A 15,431-nucleotide genomic window follows, 5' to 3' on the forward strand; every position below is an offset into this window, starting at 1 on the left:
TCATCCGGCGGCTCACACCATCAGGGCGCGGTCCGTCGGACGGATCGGGGCCGGCAGCTCGCTCGCGCCGGTCAGGAAGCGGTCCACGCCGCGGGCGGCCGAGCGGCCCTCCGCGATCGCCCACACGATGAGGGACTGGCCGCGGCCGGCGTCACCGGCGACGAACACGCCCGGCACGTTGGTCTGGTACTCGGCGTCGCGGGCGATGTTGCCGCGCTCGTCGAGCTCCAGGCCGAACTGGTCCACGAGGCCGTTCTCGTGGTCGGTGCCCGTGAAGCCCATCGCGAGGGTGACCAGCTGGGCGGGGATCTTGCGCTCGGTGCCCGGCTTCGGGGTCAGCTTCCCGCCGACGAACTCCACCTCGGTCAGGTGCAGCCACTGGACGTTGCCGTCCTCGTCGCCCTCGAAGTGGGTGGTGGAGACGGAGTAGACCCGCTCGCCGCCCTCCTCGTGCGCCGAGGTGACCTTGTACAGCATCGGGAAGGTCGGCCACGGCTGGGAGACCGGGTCGCGGTCGTCGTTCGGGCGGGGCATGATCTCCAGCTGCGTGACGGACGCCGCGCCCTGGCGGTGGGCGGTGCCCACGCAGTCGGCGCCGGTGTCGCCGCCGCCGATGACCACGACGTGCTTGCCCTCGGCCGTGATCGGGGGCGCCACGTAGTCGCCCTCCTGCACCTTGTTGGCCAGCGGCAGGTACTCCATGGCCTGGTGGATGCCCTTGAGCTCGCGGCCGGGCACGGGCAGGTCGCGCGCGGTGGTGGCGCCGACGGCCAGGACCACGGCGTCGTACCGCTTCTTCAGGTCCGTCGCCTTCAGGTCGCGGCCGATCTCGATGCCGGTGCGGAAGCGGGTGCCCTCGGCGCGCATCTGCTCGATACGGCGGTTGATGTGCCGCTTCTCCATCTTGAACTCGGGGATGCCGTACCGCAGGAGACCTCCGACGCGGTCCGCGCGCTCGTAGACGGCGACCGTGTGGCCGGCCCGGGTCAGCTGCTGCGCGGCGGCGAGACCCGCCGGGCCGGAGCCGACGACCGCGACCGTCTTGCCCGACAGGCGCTCGGGGATCTGCGGGGCGACGTCCCCGGTCTCCCACGCCTTGTCGATGATGGAGACCTCGACGTTCTTGATGGTGACCGGCGGCTGGTTGATGCCGAGCACGCACGCCGACTCGCACGGGGCCGGGCACAGGCGGCCGGTGAACTCCGGGAAGTTGTTGGTGGCGTGCAGCCGCTCCTGCGCCGCCGACCAGTCCTCGCGGTAGGCGTAGTCGTTCCACTCGGGGATGAGGTTCCCGAGCGGACAGCCGTTGTGGCAGAACGGGATGCCGCAGTCCATGCACCGGCCGGCCTGCTTGCTGATGATCGGCAGCAGGGAGCCGGGGACGTAGACCTCGTTCCAGTCCTTGACGCGCTCCTCGACCGGGCGGGACTTGGCGACCTCGCGGCCGTGGTTCAGAAAGCCCTTCGGATCAGCCATTGATCGCCGCCTCCATCATCTTCTCGTGGGTCTCGGACTCGGAGAGCCCGGCTCGCTCGGCGGCGTCCTTGGCGGCGAGCACTGCCTGGTACGTGCTGGGGATGATCTTGCTGAAGCGCTCTGCGGCCGTGTCCCACTCGGCGAGCAGCTTCTCGGCGACGGTCGAGCCCGTCTCCTCCTGGTGCCGGCGGACCACGTCGTGCAGCCACTGCTTGTCGGCCTCGTCCAGCGCCCGGACGGCGTCCAGGTTGCCGACGTTGACGTTGTCCCGGTCGAGGTCGATGACGTACGCGACGCCGCCCGACATGCCGGCCGCGAAGTTGCGGCCCGTCTCGCCGAGCACGACCGCGTGACCGCCGGTCATGTACTCGCAGCCGTGGTCGCCCACGCCCTCGGAGACGACCAGCGCGCCGGAGTTGCGCACGCAGAACCGCTCGCCGACCTTGCCGCGCAGGAACATCTCGCCGCCGGTCGCGCCGTAGCCGATGGTGTTGCCGGCGATGACGCTGTACTCGGCGAGGTGGTCGGCGCCGCGGTCCGGGCGGACCACGATCCGGCCACCGGAGAGGCCCTTGCCGACGTAGTCGTTGGCGTCGCCCTCCAGGCGCAGCGTGACACCGCGCGGGACGAAGGCGCCGAAGGACTGGCCGGCGGAACCGGTGAAGGTGATGTCGATGGTGTCGTCGGGCAGGCCCGCGCCGCCGAACTTCTTCGTCACCTCGTGGCCGAGCATGGTGCCGACCGTGCGGTTGATGTTGCGGATGGCGACCTGGGCGCGCACCGGCTGGGCGTCGGTGGCGGAGTCGGCGGCCAGCGCGTCGGCGGCGAGCCTGATCAGCTCGTTGTCGAGCGCCTTCTCCAGGCCGTGGTCCTGCGCGATCACCTGGTGGCGCACGGCGCCCTCGGGCAGCTCGGGCACGTGGAACAGCGGCTCCAGGTCCAGGCCCTGCGCCTTCCAGTGGGTGACCGCGCGGGTCACGTCGAGGCTCTCGGCGTGGCCGACGGCCTCCTCGATGGAGCGGAAGCCCAGCTCGGCGAGGATCTCGCGGACCTCCTCGGCGATGAACTGGAAGAAGTTCACGACGTACTCGGCCTTGCCGGAGAACCGGTCCCTCAGGGTCGGGTTCTGGGTGGCGATGCCGACCGGGCAGGTGTCCAGGTGGCAGACGCGCATCATGACGCAGCCGGAGACGACCAGCGGCGCGGTCGCGAAGCCGAACTCCTCGGCGCCGAGCAGCGCGGCGATGACGACGTCACGGCCGGTCTTCAGCTGGCCGTCGGTCTGCACCACGATCCGGTCGCGCAGGCCGTTGAGCAGCAGCGTCTGCTGGGTCTCGGCGAGGCCGAGCTCCCAGGGGCCGCCCGCGTGCTTCAGCGAGGTCAGCGGGGAGGCGCCCGTGCCGCCGTCGTGGCCGGAGATGAGCACCACGTCCGCGTGCGCCTTGGACACACCCGCGGCGACCGTGCCGACGCCGACCTCGGAGACCAGCTTCACGTGGATCCGCGCCTGCGGGTTCGCGTTCTTCAGGTCGTGGATCAGCTGGGCCAGGTCCTCGATGGAGTAGATGTCGTGGTGCGGCGGCGGCGAGATCAGGCCGACGCCCGGCGTCGAGTGCCGGGTCTTGGCCACCCACGGGTAGACCTTGTGGCCGGGCAGCTGGCCGCCCTCGCCGGGCTTGGCGCCCTGGGCCATCTTGATCTGGATGTCGTCGGAGTTGACCAGGTACTCGGACGTGACGCCGAAGCGGCCGGAGGCGACCTGCTTGATCGACGAGCGCCGCGCCGGGTCGTACAGCCGCTCCGGGTCCTCGCCGCCCTCACCGGTGTTGGACTTGCCGCCCAGCTGGTTCATGGCGATGGCGAGGGTCTCGTGCGCCTCCTTGGAGATGGAGCCGTACGACATGGCGCCGGTCGAGAAGCGCTTGACGATCTCGGAGGCCGGCTCGACCTCCTCGACCGGGATCGGCTTCCGGTCGGACTTGAAGCCGAACAGGCCGCGCAGCGTCATCAGGCGCTCGGACTGCTCGTTCACGCGCTCGGTGTACTTCTTGAAGATGTCGTAGCGGCCGGTGCGCGTGGAGTGCTGGAGACGGAAGACCGTCTCCGGGTCGAACAGGTGCGGCTCGCCCTCGCGGCGCCACTGGTACTCGCCCCCGATGTCCAGCGCGCGGTGCGCGGGAGCGATGCCGGAGGCGGGGTACGCCTTGGCGTGCCGGGCGGCGACCTCCTTGGCGATGACGTCGATGCCGACGCCGCCGATCTTGGTGGTGGTGCCGTTGAAGTACTTCTCGACGAAGGCGTCGTCCAGGCCGACGGCCTCGAAGACCTGGGCGCCGCGGTAGGAGGCCACGGTGGAGATGCCCATCTTGGACATGACCTTCAGGACGCCCTTGCCGAGGGCGTAGATCAGGTTGCGGATGGCCTTCTCGGGCTCCATGCCGGGCAGGAACGTCCCTGCGCGGACCAGGTCCTCGACGGACTCCATCGCCAGGTACGGGTTGACCGCGGCGGCGCCGTAGCCGATGAGCAGGGCGACGTGGTGGACCTCGCGGACGTCGCCGGCCTCCACCAGCAGGCCGACCTGGGTGCGCTGCTTGGTGCGGATGAGGTGGTGGTGGACGGCCGCGGTGAGCAGCAGCGACGGGATCGGCGCGTGCTCGGCGTCGGAGTGGCGGTCCGACAGGACGATCAGGCGGGCGCCGTTCTCGATGGCGGCGTCGGCCTCGGCGCAGATCTCCTCGATGCGCGCGGCGAGGGCGTCACCGCCGCCGTGCACCCGGTACAGGCCGGACAGCGTGGCGGCCTTGAAGCCGGGCATGTCGCCGTCGGCGTTGATGTGGATGAGCTTGGCCAGCTCGTCGTTGTCGATGACCGGGAAGGGCAGGACGACGGAGCGGCAGGACGCGGCGGTCGGCTCCAGCAGGTTGCCCTGCGGGCCGAGCGCGCTGCGCAGGGAGGTGACCAGTTCCTCGCGGATGGCGTCCAGCGGCGGGTTCGTGACCTGCGCGAACAGCTGCGTGAAGTAGTCGAAGAGGAGGCGCGGGCGGTCGGACAGCGCGGCGATCGGGGAGTCGGTGCCCATCGAACCGATCGGTTCGGCACCGGCCTTGGCCATCGGCGCCAGGATGACGCGCAGCTCCTCCTCCGTGTAGCCGAAGGTCTGCTGGCGGCGGGTGACCGAGGCGTGCGTGTGCACGATGTGCTCGCGCTCGGGCAGGTCGCTCAGCTCGATCTCGCCGGCTTCCAGCCACTCGGCGTACGGCTTCTCGGCGGCGAGCTCCGCCTTGATCTCGTCGTCCTCGATGATGCGGTGCTCGGCGGTGTCCACGAGGAACATGCGGCCGGGCTGCAGGCGGCCCTTGCGCACGACGCGGGCCGGGTCGATGTCGAGGACGCCGACCTCGGAGCCCAGGACGACGAGGCCGTCGTCGGTGACCCAGTAGCGGCCGGGGCGCAGGCCGTTGCGGTCGAGCACGGCGCCGACCTGGGTGCCGTCGGTGAAGGTGACGCAGGCGGGGCCGTCCCAGGGCTCCATCATCGTGGAGTGGAACTGGTAGAAGGCGCGCCGGGTGGGGTCCATGGAGTCGTGGTTCTCCCACGCCTCCGGGATCATCATCAGCACGGAGTGCGGCAGCGAACGCCCGCCCAGGTGCAGCAGTTCGAGCACCTCGTCGAAGGACGCGGAGTCGGAGGCGTCGGGCGTGCAGATCGGGAAGACGCGCTCGAGGTCGCGGTCGCCGAACAGGTCGGAGACCAGCTGCGACTCGCGGGCGGCCATCCAGTTGCGGTTGCCCTTGACGGTGTTGATCTCACCGTTGTGCGCGACGAAGCGGTACGGGTGCGCCAGCGGCCACGACGGGAAGGTGTTGGTCGAGAACCGGGAGTGCACGAGCGCGATCGCGGAGGCGAAGCGGCGGTCGGACAGGTCCGGGAAGAAGGGTTCGAGCTGGCCGGTGGTCAGCATGCCCTTGTAGACGATGGTCCGCGCGGACAGCGACGGGAAGTACACGCCGGCCTCGCGCTCGGCGCGCTTGCGCAGCACGAACGCCTTGCGGTCGAGGTCGATGCCCTTGCTCCGGCCGTCGGACACGAAGATCTGGCGGAAGGCGGGCATCGTGGAGCGGGCGGTGGCGCCGAGCAGCTGGGGCGCGGTCGGGACCTCGCGCCAGCCGAGGACGGTCAGGCCCTCGTCGGCGGCGATCGTCTCGATACGTGAGACGGCGTCGGCGAGGGAGTCCTCGGGCAGGAAGGCGATGCCGACCGCGTAGGCACCGGCCTCGGGCAGTTCGAATCCGGCCACCTCGCGGAAGAACGCGTCGGGGACCTGGGAGAGGATGCCCGCGCCGTCGCCGGAGTCCGGCTCGGAGCCGGTGGCACCGCGGTGTTCCAGGTTGCGCAGCACCGTCAGCGCCTGGTCGACCAGCGCGTGGGACGCCTCGCCGGTGAGGGTGGCGACGAAGCCGACGCCGCAGGCGTCGTGCTCGTTGCGGGGGTCGTACATACCCTGCGCAGCAGGGCGAGCATCCATGAACGACCAGTTCTGGCCATTCGCGGAATGCTGGGACGGCTGGCGCGGCGTACGCATCGGCTCTCCCGTCGTCGTCAGTGGCATGTGCAGTGCCGAGGGACGACGTTGGCCCTCTGCGTGAGTGCAAAATTTCGTGCAGGTTACATGATGGAGCGGCTCTCGGGAACCGGATACTCCGTTCCAACATGCGGACGCCGCGGGGTCGCGGCGGGTGGGTCCGCGCCGGGCGGCGGAGGCTGTGGGGGCCGATGCGGACAGATCGATGTCCGTCGGCCCGGGGGCGGTTCGGGCGGCGTCGCCCGCCCCGCGGGTGCGCGGCAGGCGTCATTGCCCACAGCGCTTACGGCTCATGCCCGGTGGTTAAGCATTCGAAACCAGCGAGTAACGGCTACTTATGCGGTCCCTCGCATAAGTAGGAGCCGCACTATCCTACGACCGTTCCGAACATCGCGCCCAGGGCGTACGTCACACCGGCCGCCGCGCCGCCCAGGGCGAGTTGCCGCAGTCCGCTGTACCACCAGGTCCGCGTCGTCACCTTGGCCACGACCGCGCCGCACAGGAACAGCCCGGCCAGCGCGAGCAGCACGGCGGGCCACAGCGCGGTCGCGCCGAGCAGGTACGGCAGCACGGGCAGCAGGGCGCCGAGCGCGAACGAGCCGAACGACGACACGGCCGCGACCAGCGGGGAGGGCAGGTCGCCGGGGTCGATGCCGAGTTCCTCGCGGGCGTGGATCTCCAGGGCCTGCTCGGGGTCCTTCGACAACTGCCGGGCCACCTCGCGGGCGAGCCCCGGTTCGACGCCGCGGGCCGCGTAGAGCGCGGCGAGCTCGGCCTCCTCGTCCTTCGGGTGCTTGCGCAGCTCACGGCGCTCGACGTCCAGCTCGGCCTCGACGAGCTCGCGCTGGGAGGCGACGGAGGTGTACTCGCCGGCCGCCATCGAGAAGGCGCCGGCGGCCAGTCCCGCGAGGCCGCTCAGGACGATGGTCTGCTGGCCTGCCGAACCGCCCGCGACGCCGGTCATCAGGGCGAGGTTGGAGACCAGACCGTCCATTGCACCGAAGACGGCGGGACGCAGCCAGCCGCCGTTGACATCCCGGTGCGTGTGGTTGTCGCGGTGCGCCTCGTGCAGCGCCGCCTCGGTCTCGATGATGGCCATACCGGTCCCCCAAAAGCCTCTTTGGACGAGTTCTACTTTTCGACAACAGCAAAGGTACGCCGTTCATTTCCGCTCTGCCAGCAAGGAAAGGCTGGGCTAACCTGCGGTTTTACCTCCGGCGCTCATGCGTGGAGGCTCTCGCACAGATGTCGACCGGGTGATGCTGAGGCGGGTGAGGCTGCGCGGGAGGCCGCACCGGGGACAGTTCCGCAAAGGGGTTCCGCGCCCTCGGGCGCCCCTGCGAGGCACCCCTGGGAGGAGAGCCCGCGTATGGCATCGATCGCCTGCAGTCCCCCCGTCCCGGCGGCCGGGGACGCCGCCGAACTCCGCGAACGGGCGCGCGGCGCGCTGCTGGGTCTCGCCGTCGGCGACGCGCTCGGCGCACCGGCCGAGAACATGTTGCCCTCCGAGATCCGCGCCCGCTGGGGCCGCATCACCGGGTACGTCGCGGACACCCCGGCCGGCACGGACGACACCGAGTACGCGATCTTCTCCGGACTGCTGCTGGCCCGGCACGGGTCGGCGCTCACCCCGGCCCATGTGGAGGCGGCCTGGCACGAGTGGATCGCCGACCGCGACGAAGGCCCGTTCAGGGGCGCCGGGTTCAGCGAGCGGGGCACGCTGGAGAACCTGCGCCGAGGGCTCGTGGCACCGATCTCGGCGCAGCACCGGCACGCCTGGAGCGACGGGCTCGCCATGCGCGCGGCGCCGTTCGGGGTGTTCGCGGCGGGCCGCCCCGCCGAGGCCGCCCGGCTGGTCGCGATCGACGGCTCGGTCAGCCACGACGGCGAGGGCATCTACGGCGGCCAGGCGGTGGCGGCCGGAGTCGCGGCGGCGATGGCGGGCGCGCCGACGATGGCGGTGGTGGCCTCGGCGCTCGCGGTACTGCCGGACGACTCGTGGACGGCGCGCTCCCTGCGCCGGGCCGTGGCCGTGGCCCACCGCGGCGAACGAGCGGTCCGCTCCGCGGTCGTCATCGGCGGCTACCCGTGGACCGACCTGGCACCCGAGGCGGTCGCCCTGGCGTTCGGCGCGTACGCGGCGGCCGACGGTGATTTCGAGGGGGCGGTCCTGACGGCCGTGAACATGGGCCGCGACGCCGACACCACGGCGGCCGTGGCGGGCGCCCTGGCCGGCGCGACCCGGGGGGCCTCGGCCGTCCCGGCCCTGTGGGCCGCGGCCATCGGCCCGGCCCGCGGCAGCTGCCTCCCGGCGATGGCGGGCCACCATGTGCTGGACGTGGCGGACCTGCTGACCCCGGAGGTGACGCCATGACCCCACCGGCCCCGTGGGACGCCTCCCAGACATCCCCCGCACCCGCCCACCCCGACCAGCTCCCCCTCACACCACCCGCACCCCCCGACGGCGGGAGCCCTCCTCAGGCGCCAGCCGCGTCCGGCGACGAATGGCGCGCGGGGCGCGCGGGTGGGAAAGCGGGACTGCCGGCCGAAGGCGGAGCCGAGGCCGGGACGCGCCACCGCCGGGTCGAGGGCCTCCTCCTCGGCCTGGCCGCGGGCGACGCCGCCGGCTGGCCCGCCGCCCGCCACCGCGCCGCCCGCATGCCCGAGTGGACCCGGCGCCTGACCCGGGAGCTGGACACCTTCGCGGAGCACAACGCGACCACCACCCTCCCCGTCCCGATCGCCCTCAACCAGCCCCCGGAACCCCTGCGCCTCGGCCCCTCCGACGACGCCGAGTGGGCGGCGTTCGCGGCCGAGGCCGTGCTGCGGGCCGGGGACGACGGCGCGCTCGGCGACCTCAGCCGGGAACGCCGCACCCGCGCCGCCATCGACCTCACGTGGAACGCGGTCGCCGCCGAGGTCGCCGCCGCCGCCGAACGCGCCCCCGAGGTCGAGTCGGCGGTGCTCCCGCTGCGCGCCCGTATCTCCGTGCGGGCCGGCCTCGGCAACCTCGCGACCGGCCTGCGCCCGCCCGCCTCCGGCCACGACAACCCGCACTTCTTCGACGACGCCGCCTGCGTGCGGGCCTGCGTCCTGGCCGTCGCCCACCCCGGCGACCCGCGCAGCGCCGCCGGCCTCGCCGAGTTCGACGCCCGCTACACCCAGGACGGCGACGGCGTGCACGGCGCTCGGGCCATGGCGGCGGCCGTCGCGTGCGCCCTCGTCGGCGCGGACGTGACCGCGTGCGTGTCGGCCGCGCTCGCCGAGCTGCCCGAGTCGACGGAGATCGGGCGCAACGCCCGGCACGCCCTCGCGCTCGCCCGGGACGCCGACGGCGCCTTCGACCTCGTACCGCGCCTTGAGCACCAGATCGTCGACCACGTCTACAGCTACGGCATCGCCGCCGCCGAGACCGTCCCGGTCGCCCTCGCCCTGGCCGGCGCCGCACGCGGCAGGATCGCGGAGGCGGTACCGGCGGCGGCCTGTCTGTCCCGGGTCGCGGACTCCGCCCCGGCCCTGGCCGGTGCCCTGACCGGCGCGCTCGGCGGCGGCGCCGCGATCCCCGCGTCCTGGCGGGAGACCTGCCGCACGCTGTCCGGCTGCGCCCTGCCCCGCCTGACCGGCACCGACCTGGTGGAACTCGCCGAACTCCTGGAAGCCGTACAACCGGCCCTTCCAGGAGGATGATTCGGGCATGACGCCCAAAGGAGAAGAAAACCGCGAGGCGGTTCTGGAGGACCGGATCACCGGCGCCCTCGTCGGCGCGGCCGTCGGCGACGCGCTCGGCGGCCCCGTCGAGGGCTACTCCCCCGACCAGATCCTGCAGCGGCACGGCGGCCGGGTGCACGGCATCGTCGGCCCCTGGAACGGCGACGCCTGGCGCACCGCCCGCCCCATCGCCCCGTACCACAAGGGCGACGGCCACGTCACCGACGACACCTTGATGACGCACGCGCTGATCCGGGTGTACACGCGGGTCCGCGACCATCTCGACGCGTACGCGGTCGCCGACCACCTGGTGCCGGACCTGATGACGCAGCCGCGCTGGATCCCGGAACTGGAGGCCGAGGCGCTGCCCCTCCAGCGGATCTTCCTCGCGGAGAAGTGGCTCGTGGCCCGCCTGCACTACGGCCACGTCGACCCGCGCGAGGCCGGCACCGGCAACATCGTCAACTGCGGCGCGGCGATGTACATGGCCCCGGTCGGCCTGGTCAACGCGGCGAACCCGGCGGGCGCCTACGCAGAGGCCCTGGACGTGGCGGGCGCGCACCAGTCGTCGTACGGCAGGGAGGCGGCGGGCGTCTTCGCGGCCGCGGTCGCGGCGGCGGCCACGCCGGGCGCGACACCGGACTCGGTGGTGGCGGCCTGCCTGGCCCTGGCGAAGGACGGCACGCGGGCGGCGATCGAGCGGGTCTGCGAAGTGGCCGCCCGGTACACGGACTTCGAGTCGGCGCTGGTCCCGCTGCGGGAGGCGGTGGCCCCGTACGACACGGTGGGCCCGGACTACCGCTCGCCGTCGCTGGGCGCCCGGCGCCCGTCCCGGCTGCACGCCATCGAGGAACTCCCCGTCGCGCTCGGCATGCTGGTCGTCGCGCGCGGCGACTGGCGGCACGCGGTGCTGGGCGCGGTGAACTACGGGCGCGACTGCGACTCCATCGCGACCATGGCCGGGGCCGTCGCGGGCGCGCTGGGCTCCGCCGTCCCGGAGGACTGGGCGAAGACGGTCGCCGAGGCCAGCCGCCTGGACCTGTGGGAACCGCCCCGGGCGCTCACCGAGGTGACGCGGGAGGTCTTCGCGCGGGACGTCGACCGGCGCCGGGCGCACGAGCGGGCGTTCGCGGAGTTCGGGGGGCCGGAATGCTCCGCCTGACGTGGGTGCAGCCCGAGGACCTGATCGGGCACGAGTTGCGGCAGGCGGAGCTGGACGGCCGCGAGGCCTCGGTGATCGCCGAGCGGTGGCGGTCGGCGGGCGGCCCGGAGGCTCCCGTACGCGCCGGCGCCTCCGAGCGGCCGGTCTCCGGCTATCTGCGGCGGCTGGCGAACGACCTGCTGGACGAGCTCGCCGACCTGCCGAGCAGGCTGGCCGACAGCGAACCGACGGACCTGGCGCGGATCAGGGCGCTGTGCCCCGACTGGCCGGGCCGCGCGGCCGGGCGTCCGGACGCCGGGCTGCGCGACCGGCTGGAGGCCGCCTGGCTGGGCCGCGCGGCGGGCTGTCTGCTGGGCAAGCCCGTCGAGAAACTGCCCCTCGACGCCATCCGTGCCCTCGCCCGCGCCACCGGCAACTGGCCCCTGACCACCTGGTTCACGGCCCGCGGTGTCCCGGCGGAACTCCTCGCCGCGCACCCCTGGAACCGCCGCTCGGCCGCCACCGGTCTCGCCGAGAACATCGACGGCATGCCCGAGGACGACGACCTCAACTACCCGGTCCTCAACCTGCTGTTGCTGCGCCGCCACGGCAGGTCCTTCACGACCGCCGACGTGGCCCGCCTCTGGCTGGACGAACTCCCCGCGGGCCGCACCTTCACCGCGGAGCGTGTCGCGTACCGCAATCTGCTGACCGGCCTCGAACCTCCGCTGACCGCCCGGCACCGCAACCCGTTCCGCGAGTGGATCGGCGCCCTGATCCGCGCCGACGTGCACGGCTGGACCAACCCCGGCGACCCGGGCGCGGCGGCCGAGCAGGCGCACCGCGACGCCACCCTCACGCACACCGCCAACGGCGTGTACGCGGCGATGTTCACGGCGGCCGTCGTCGCCACCGCCGCGACCGGCGACCACAACGTGCACGCCTGTCTGCGCACCGGCCTCGCGGTCGTCCCGCCCGGCTCCCGGTTGGCCGGCGCGGTCCGGGAGGCCGTCCGGCTCGCCGGGTCCCACGAGGACTTCGACGAGGTGGTGGACCGCCTGCACGCCACTTACGACGCGACCCACCACTGGGTGCACGCCGTGCCCAACACCGCCCTGGTCGCCGCCGCGCTCACCCACGCCGACGGCGACTTCTCCGGCTCGGTCTGCCGGGCGGTGTCCGGCGGCTGGGACACCGACTCGGTCGGCGCGACCGCGGGGTGCGTCGCCGGGCTCCTCGCGGGCGCCCCCGCCGCCCTGCCCGACCGCTGGACCGCGCCCCTGAAGAACCGGCTGGCCACCTCCGTCGGCGACTTCGACGGCACCGGCTTCGACACCCTCGCCCACCTCACCCACCAGGAGGCCACCCGCCCATGACGGCCACCGCCACGACAGGCAGCACGCCCGGCACACCGCCCGACGCCCCGCTGACCGGCCTGCGCGTCCTCGACCTCGCGACCCTCTTCGCCGGACCGCTCGCCGCGACCCTGCTCGGCGACTTCGGCGCCGAGGTCGTCAAGGTCGAGCACCCGAGGAAACCCGACCCGTCCCGGGGCCACGGCCCGTCCAAGGACGGCGTCGGCCTGTGGTGGAAGGTGCTCGGCCGCAACAAGCGCACCATCACGCTCGACCTGTCCAGGCCCGGCGGCCGCGACACGCTCCTCCGGCTCGCCGCCGGGGCGGACGTCGTCATCGAGAACTTCCGCCCCGGCACCCTGGAGAAATGGGACCTCGGCTGGCCCGAGCTGTCCGCCGCCAACCCCCGCCTGGTGCTCGCCCGGGTCACCGCCTTCGGCCAGTTCGGCCCGTACGCGCACCGGCCCGGCTTCGGCACCCTCGCCGAGGCGATGAGCGGCTTCGCCGCGATCACCGGCGAACCGGACGCGCCGCCGACGCTCCCGCCGTTCGGCCTCGCCGACTCCATCGCCGGTCTGGCCACCGCCTACGCCGTCATGGCCGCGCTCGCCGCCCGGGACCGCACCGGCGAGGGGCAGGTGGTCGACATGGCGATCATCGAGCCGATCCTGACCGTGCTGGGCCCGCAGCCCACCTGGTACGACCAGCTCGGCCACGTCCAGGAACGCACCGGCAACCGCTCCGCGAACAACGCCCCGCGCAACACCTACCGCACCGCCGACGGCGACTGGGTCGCCGTGTCCACCTCCGCGCAGTCCATCGCCGAGCGCGTGATGCACCTGGTCGGCAGGCCCGAGCTGATCGACGAGCCGTGGTTCGCGACGGGCGCCGGCCGGGCCGCGCACGCCGACGTCCTCGACACGGCGGTGGGCGACTGGATCGCCCGGCACTCCCGCACCGATGTCCTCGCCGCGTTCGAGAAGGCGGAGGCGGCGGTGGCGCCCGTGCAGGACGTCCGGGACGTGCTGACGGACCCGCAGTACCAGGCGCTGGACTCCGTCACCACCGTGGACGACCCGGAACTGGGCCCGCTGCGCATGCAGAACGTGCTGTTCCGGCTGTCGGCCACGCCCGGCGCGATCCGCTGGGCGGGCCGTCCGCACGGCACCGACACCGACGAGGTGCTCACCGAACTGGGCCTCACCCCGGCCGAGTTGGCAGCGCTGCGCACGGAGGGAGCGCTGTGACGGACACGCCGCTGACCTGGCTCTACGCCCCCGGCGACCGGCCGCACGTGGTCGCCAAGGCCCTGACGGCCGGGGCGGACGTGGTCGTCGTGGACCTGGAGGACGCCGTCGCCCCGGACCGCAAGGCCTACGCCCGCGACGCCACCGCCGAGCTGCTGAGCGACCCGCGGCCGGTCCCGGTCCACGTCCGGGTCAACGCCCTCGACAGCCCGTGGGGCCCGGCCGACCTGACGGCACTCGCCCCGGCTCCGGGCCTCGGCGGGGTGCGGCTGCCGAAGGTGGCACGCCCCTCGGACGTGGTCCGGGCGGCACTGCTCACCGGCGAACTCCCGTTGTACGCCCTGCTGGAAACAGCCATCGGCGTCGAGCACGCCTTCGCCGTCGCCTCCTGCCACCCCGCGCTGCGCGGCATCGCGCTCGGCGAGGCGGACCTGCGGGCCGACCTGGGCGTACGGGACGACGCGGGTCTCGACTGGCCCCGCTCCCGGGTGGTCGTCGCGGCGCGGGCGGCCGGGCTCGCCCCACCGCCCCAGTCGGTGCACCCGGACACCCGTGACCTGGAAGGACTGGTCGCGTCGTGCGCACGTGGCCGCGCCCTGGGCTTCTGGGGCCGGGCCGCCGTCCACCCGCGTCAGCTCCCGGTGATCGAACGGGCGTATCTGCCCACGCAGCAGGAGATCGAGCAGGCGGAGACGGTCGTCAAGGCGGCGGCCCAGGAAGAGGGCGCGCAGGCCCTGCCGGACGGCCGCTTCGTGGACGCGGCGGTGGTCACGGCCGCCCGGCGCACACTGGCGCTGTCCCGCCGGCGCTGAGCGGCGCCCGCCGCGCACACGACGAGGGCGCCCGGAGAATTCCGGGCGCCCTCGTCGTCGTACTGCCGGGCGTCACGCCTTCTTCGTCGGCTCCGCCTCGGTCTCGTCCTTCACATCGTCCACGTCGTCGGCGGCGGCGGCGTCCTCCACCGCGTCGGACTCGCCGTCGGACTTGCCGTCGGTCTTCGTCTCCGCGTCGGTCTCCCCGGCCGCGGCGGCCGTGGCGGAGGACTCCTCGGCGTCACCGTCGCCGTCGGCGTCGGCGCTCTCCGCCGCCGGCTCCACCACGGCCTCCCGGCCGGGCCGCTTCTTCGCCGACACGACGATGTAGAGCACCGCGAGCAGGAAGACGAGCAGCGCGGTCCAGTTGTTCAGCCGCAGGCCCAGGATGTGGTGGGCGTCGTCGACGCGCATGTACTCGATCCAGAACCGGCCCACGCAGTACGCGGCGACGTACAGCGCGAACGCCCGGCCGTGGCCGAGCCGGAAGCGGCGGTCGGCCCAGATGACGAGCAGCGCGACACCGATGCACCACAGCGACTCGTACAGGAACGTCGGGTGGTACGTGCCCGGCACCCGGCCGTCCGCGGACGACGTGATCTCCACCGCCCACGGCAGATCGGTCGGACGGCCGTACAGCTCCTGGTTGAACCAGTTGCCCCAGCGCCCCATGGCCTGCGCGAGCGCGATGCCCGGGGCGACGGCGTCGGCGTACGCCGGCAGCGGGATGCCCCGGCGCCGGCAGCCGATCCACGCGCCGACCGCGCCGAGGGCGATCGCGCCCCAGATGCCGAGGCCGCCCTCCCAGATCTTGAAGGCGTCGACCCAGTCACGGCCCTCGCTGAAGTACAGCTGGTAGTCCGTGATCACGTGGTAGAGCCGGCCGCCGACCAGGCCGAACGGCACGGCCCAGACCGCGATGTCCGCAACCGTGCCGACCCGGCCGCCGCGGGCGACCCAGCGCCTGCCGCCGAGCCAGACGGCGAGGAAGACGCCGATGATGATGCAGAACGCGTAGCCGCGCAGCGGGACGGGGCCGAGGTACAGCACCCCGCGCGACGGGCTGGGAATGTAGGCAAGTTCCATGGCAGGGTCGACGCTACCGTG

10 protein-coding genes are annotated in these 15,431 nt (G+C 73.3%); 6 read left to right on the forward strand and 4 right to left on the reverse strand.

Annotation, left to right across the window (positions count from 1 at the left end; genetic code table 11):
* Positions 1–12 precede the first annotated feature (12 nt).
* The 3 genes from QC282_RS01340 to QC282_RS01350 all read right to left on the reverse strand — a co-directional run bounded on the left by QC282_RS01340 (position 13) and on the right by QC282_RS01350 (position 7,160).
* The gene (locus tag QC282_RS01340) at positions 13–1,476 is read right to left on the reverse strand and encodes a glutamate synthase subunit beta (protein WP_279547257.1); all 1,464 of its coding nucleotides are present in this window, start codon (positions 1,474–1,476) and stop codon (positions 13–15) included.
* Positions 1,469–6,061, reverse strand: coding sequence for a glutamate synthase large subunit (gene gltB, locus QC282_RS01345; protein WP_279547258.1), 4,593 nt, complete (start codon positions 6,059–6,061; stop codon positions 1,469–1,471). The genes QC282_RS01340 and gltB overlap by 8 nt, the downstream gene beginning before the upstream one ends.
* Positions 6,062–6,428: 367 nt before the next feature.
* Positions 6,429–7,160 carry a VIT1/CCC1 transporter family protein gene (locus tag QC282_RS01350; protein WP_279547259.1) on the reverse strand — a complete coding sequence of 244 codons (732 nt, stop codon included), beginning with the start codon at positions 7,158–7,160 and terminating at the stop codon, positions 6,429–6,431.
* Positions 7,161–7,430: 270 nt separating this feature from the next.
* On the opposite strand from QC282_RS01350, the gene QC282_RS01355 reads away from it, so the two are divergent.
* From QC282_RS01355 to QC282_RS01380, 6 genes are read left to right on the forward strand one after another with little or no spacing between them, the layout of a single operon-like run.
* Positions 7,431–8,435 (forward strand): ADP-ribosylglycohydrolase family protein, encoded by a 1,005-nt coding sequence (locus QC282_RS01355; RefSeq protein WP_279547260.1) that lies wholly within the window; start codon positions 7,431–7,433, stop codon positions 8,433–8,435.
* Positions 8,432–9,748 carry an ADP-ribosylglycohydrolase family protein gene (locus QC282_RS01360; protein ID WP_279547261.1) on the forward strand — a complete coding sequence of 439 codons (1,317 nt, stop codon included), beginning with the start codon at positions 8,432–8,434 and terminating at the stop codon, positions 9,746–9,748. Before QC282_RS01355 ends, QC282_RS01360 begins: the two co-directional genes overlap by 4 nt.
* A gap of 7 nt (positions 9,749–9,755) precedes the next feature.
* Positions 9,756–10,931 carry an ADP-ribosylglycohydrolase family protein gene (locus QC282_RS01365; protein WP_279547262.1) on the forward strand — a complete coding sequence of 392 codons (1,176 nt, stop codon included), beginning with the start codon at positions 9,756–9,758 and terminating at the stop codon, positions 10,929–10,931.
* Positions 10,919–12,286 carry an ADP-ribosylglycohydrolase family protein gene (locus QC282_RS01370; protein WP_279547263.1) on the forward strand — a complete coding sequence of 456 codons (1,368 nt, stop codon included), beginning with the start codon at positions 10,919–10,921 and terminating at the stop codon, positions 12,284–12,286. The genes QC282_RS01365 and QC282_RS01370 overlap by 13 nt, the downstream gene beginning before the upstream one ends.
* Entirely contained in the window at positions 12,283–13,512 is a 1,230-nt protein-coding gene (locus QC282_RS01375) for a CoA transferase (protein WP_279547264.1), read from the forward strand. The genes QC282_RS01370 and QC282_RS01375 overlap by 4 nt, the downstream gene beginning before the upstream one ends.
* Positions 13,509–14,324: a CoA ester lyase gene (locus tag QC282_RS01380; protein WP_279547265.1), complete on the forward strand. Its 816-nt coding sequence runs from the start codon at positions 13,509–13,511 to the stop codon at positions 14,322–14,324. Before QC282_RS01375 ends, QC282_RS01380 begins: the two co-directional genes overlap by 4 nt.
* Positions 14,325–14,396: 72 nt before the next feature.
* Here QC282_RS01380 and lgt read toward each other — a convergent pair whose 3' ends face one another.
* The gene (gene lgt / locus QC282_RS01385) at positions 14,397–15,410 is read right to left on the reverse strand and encodes a prolipoprotein diacylglyceryl transferase (protein WP_279547266.1); all 1,014 of its coding nucleotides are present in this window, start codon (positions 15,408–15,410) and stop codon (positions 14,397–14,399) included.
* Between the last annotated feature and the right edge of the window lie 21 nt (positions 15,411–15,431).

The organism is Streptomyces sp. DH24 (genome assembly GCF_029813775.1).
Classification (GTDB): Bacteria; Actinomycetota; Actinomycetes; order Streptomycetales; family Streptomycetaceae; genus Streptomyces.

What these genes read in the sequence shown, in the direction of transcription:
- QC282_RS01340 (WP_279547257.1), bottom strand. Translation starts at nt 1,476, where the DNA reads ATGGCTGATCCGAAGGGCTTTCTGAACCACGGCCGCGAGGTCGCCAAG.
- gltB (WP_279547258.1), bottom strand. Translation starts at nt 6,061, where the DNA reads ATGCGTACGCCGCGCCAGCCGTCCCAGCATTCCGCGAATGGCCAGAAC.
- QC282_RS01350 (WP_279547259.1), bottom strand. Translation starts at nt 7,160, where the DNA reads ATGGCCATCATCGAGACCGAGGCGGCGCTGCACGAGGCGCACCGCGAC.
- QC282_RS01355 (WP_279547260.1), top strand. Translation starts at nt 7,431, where the DNA reads ATGGCATCGATCGCCTGCAGTCCCCCCGTCCCGGCGGCCGGGGACGCC.
- QC282_RS01360 (WP_279547261.1), top strand. Translation starts at nt 8,432, where the DNA reads ATGACCCCACCGGCCCCGTGGGACGCCTCCCAGACATCCCCCGCACCC.
- QC282_RS01365 (WP_279547262.1), top strand. Translation starts at nt 9,756, where the DNA reads ATGACGCCCAAAGGAGAAGAAAACCGCGAGGCGGTTCTGGAGGACCGG.
- QC282_RS01370 (WP_279547263.1), top strand. Translation starts at nt 10,919, where the DNA reads ATGCTCCGCCTGACGTGGGTGCAGCCCGAGGACCTGATCGGGCACGAG.
- QC282_RS01375 (WP_279547264.1), top strand. Translation starts at nt 12,283, where the DNA reads ATGACGGCCACCGCCACGACAGGCAGCACGCCCGGCACACCGCCCGAC.
- lgt (WP_279547266.1), bottom strand. Translation starts at nt 15,410, where the DNA reads ATGGAACTTGCCTACATTCCCAGCCCGTCGCGCGGGGTGCTGTACCTC.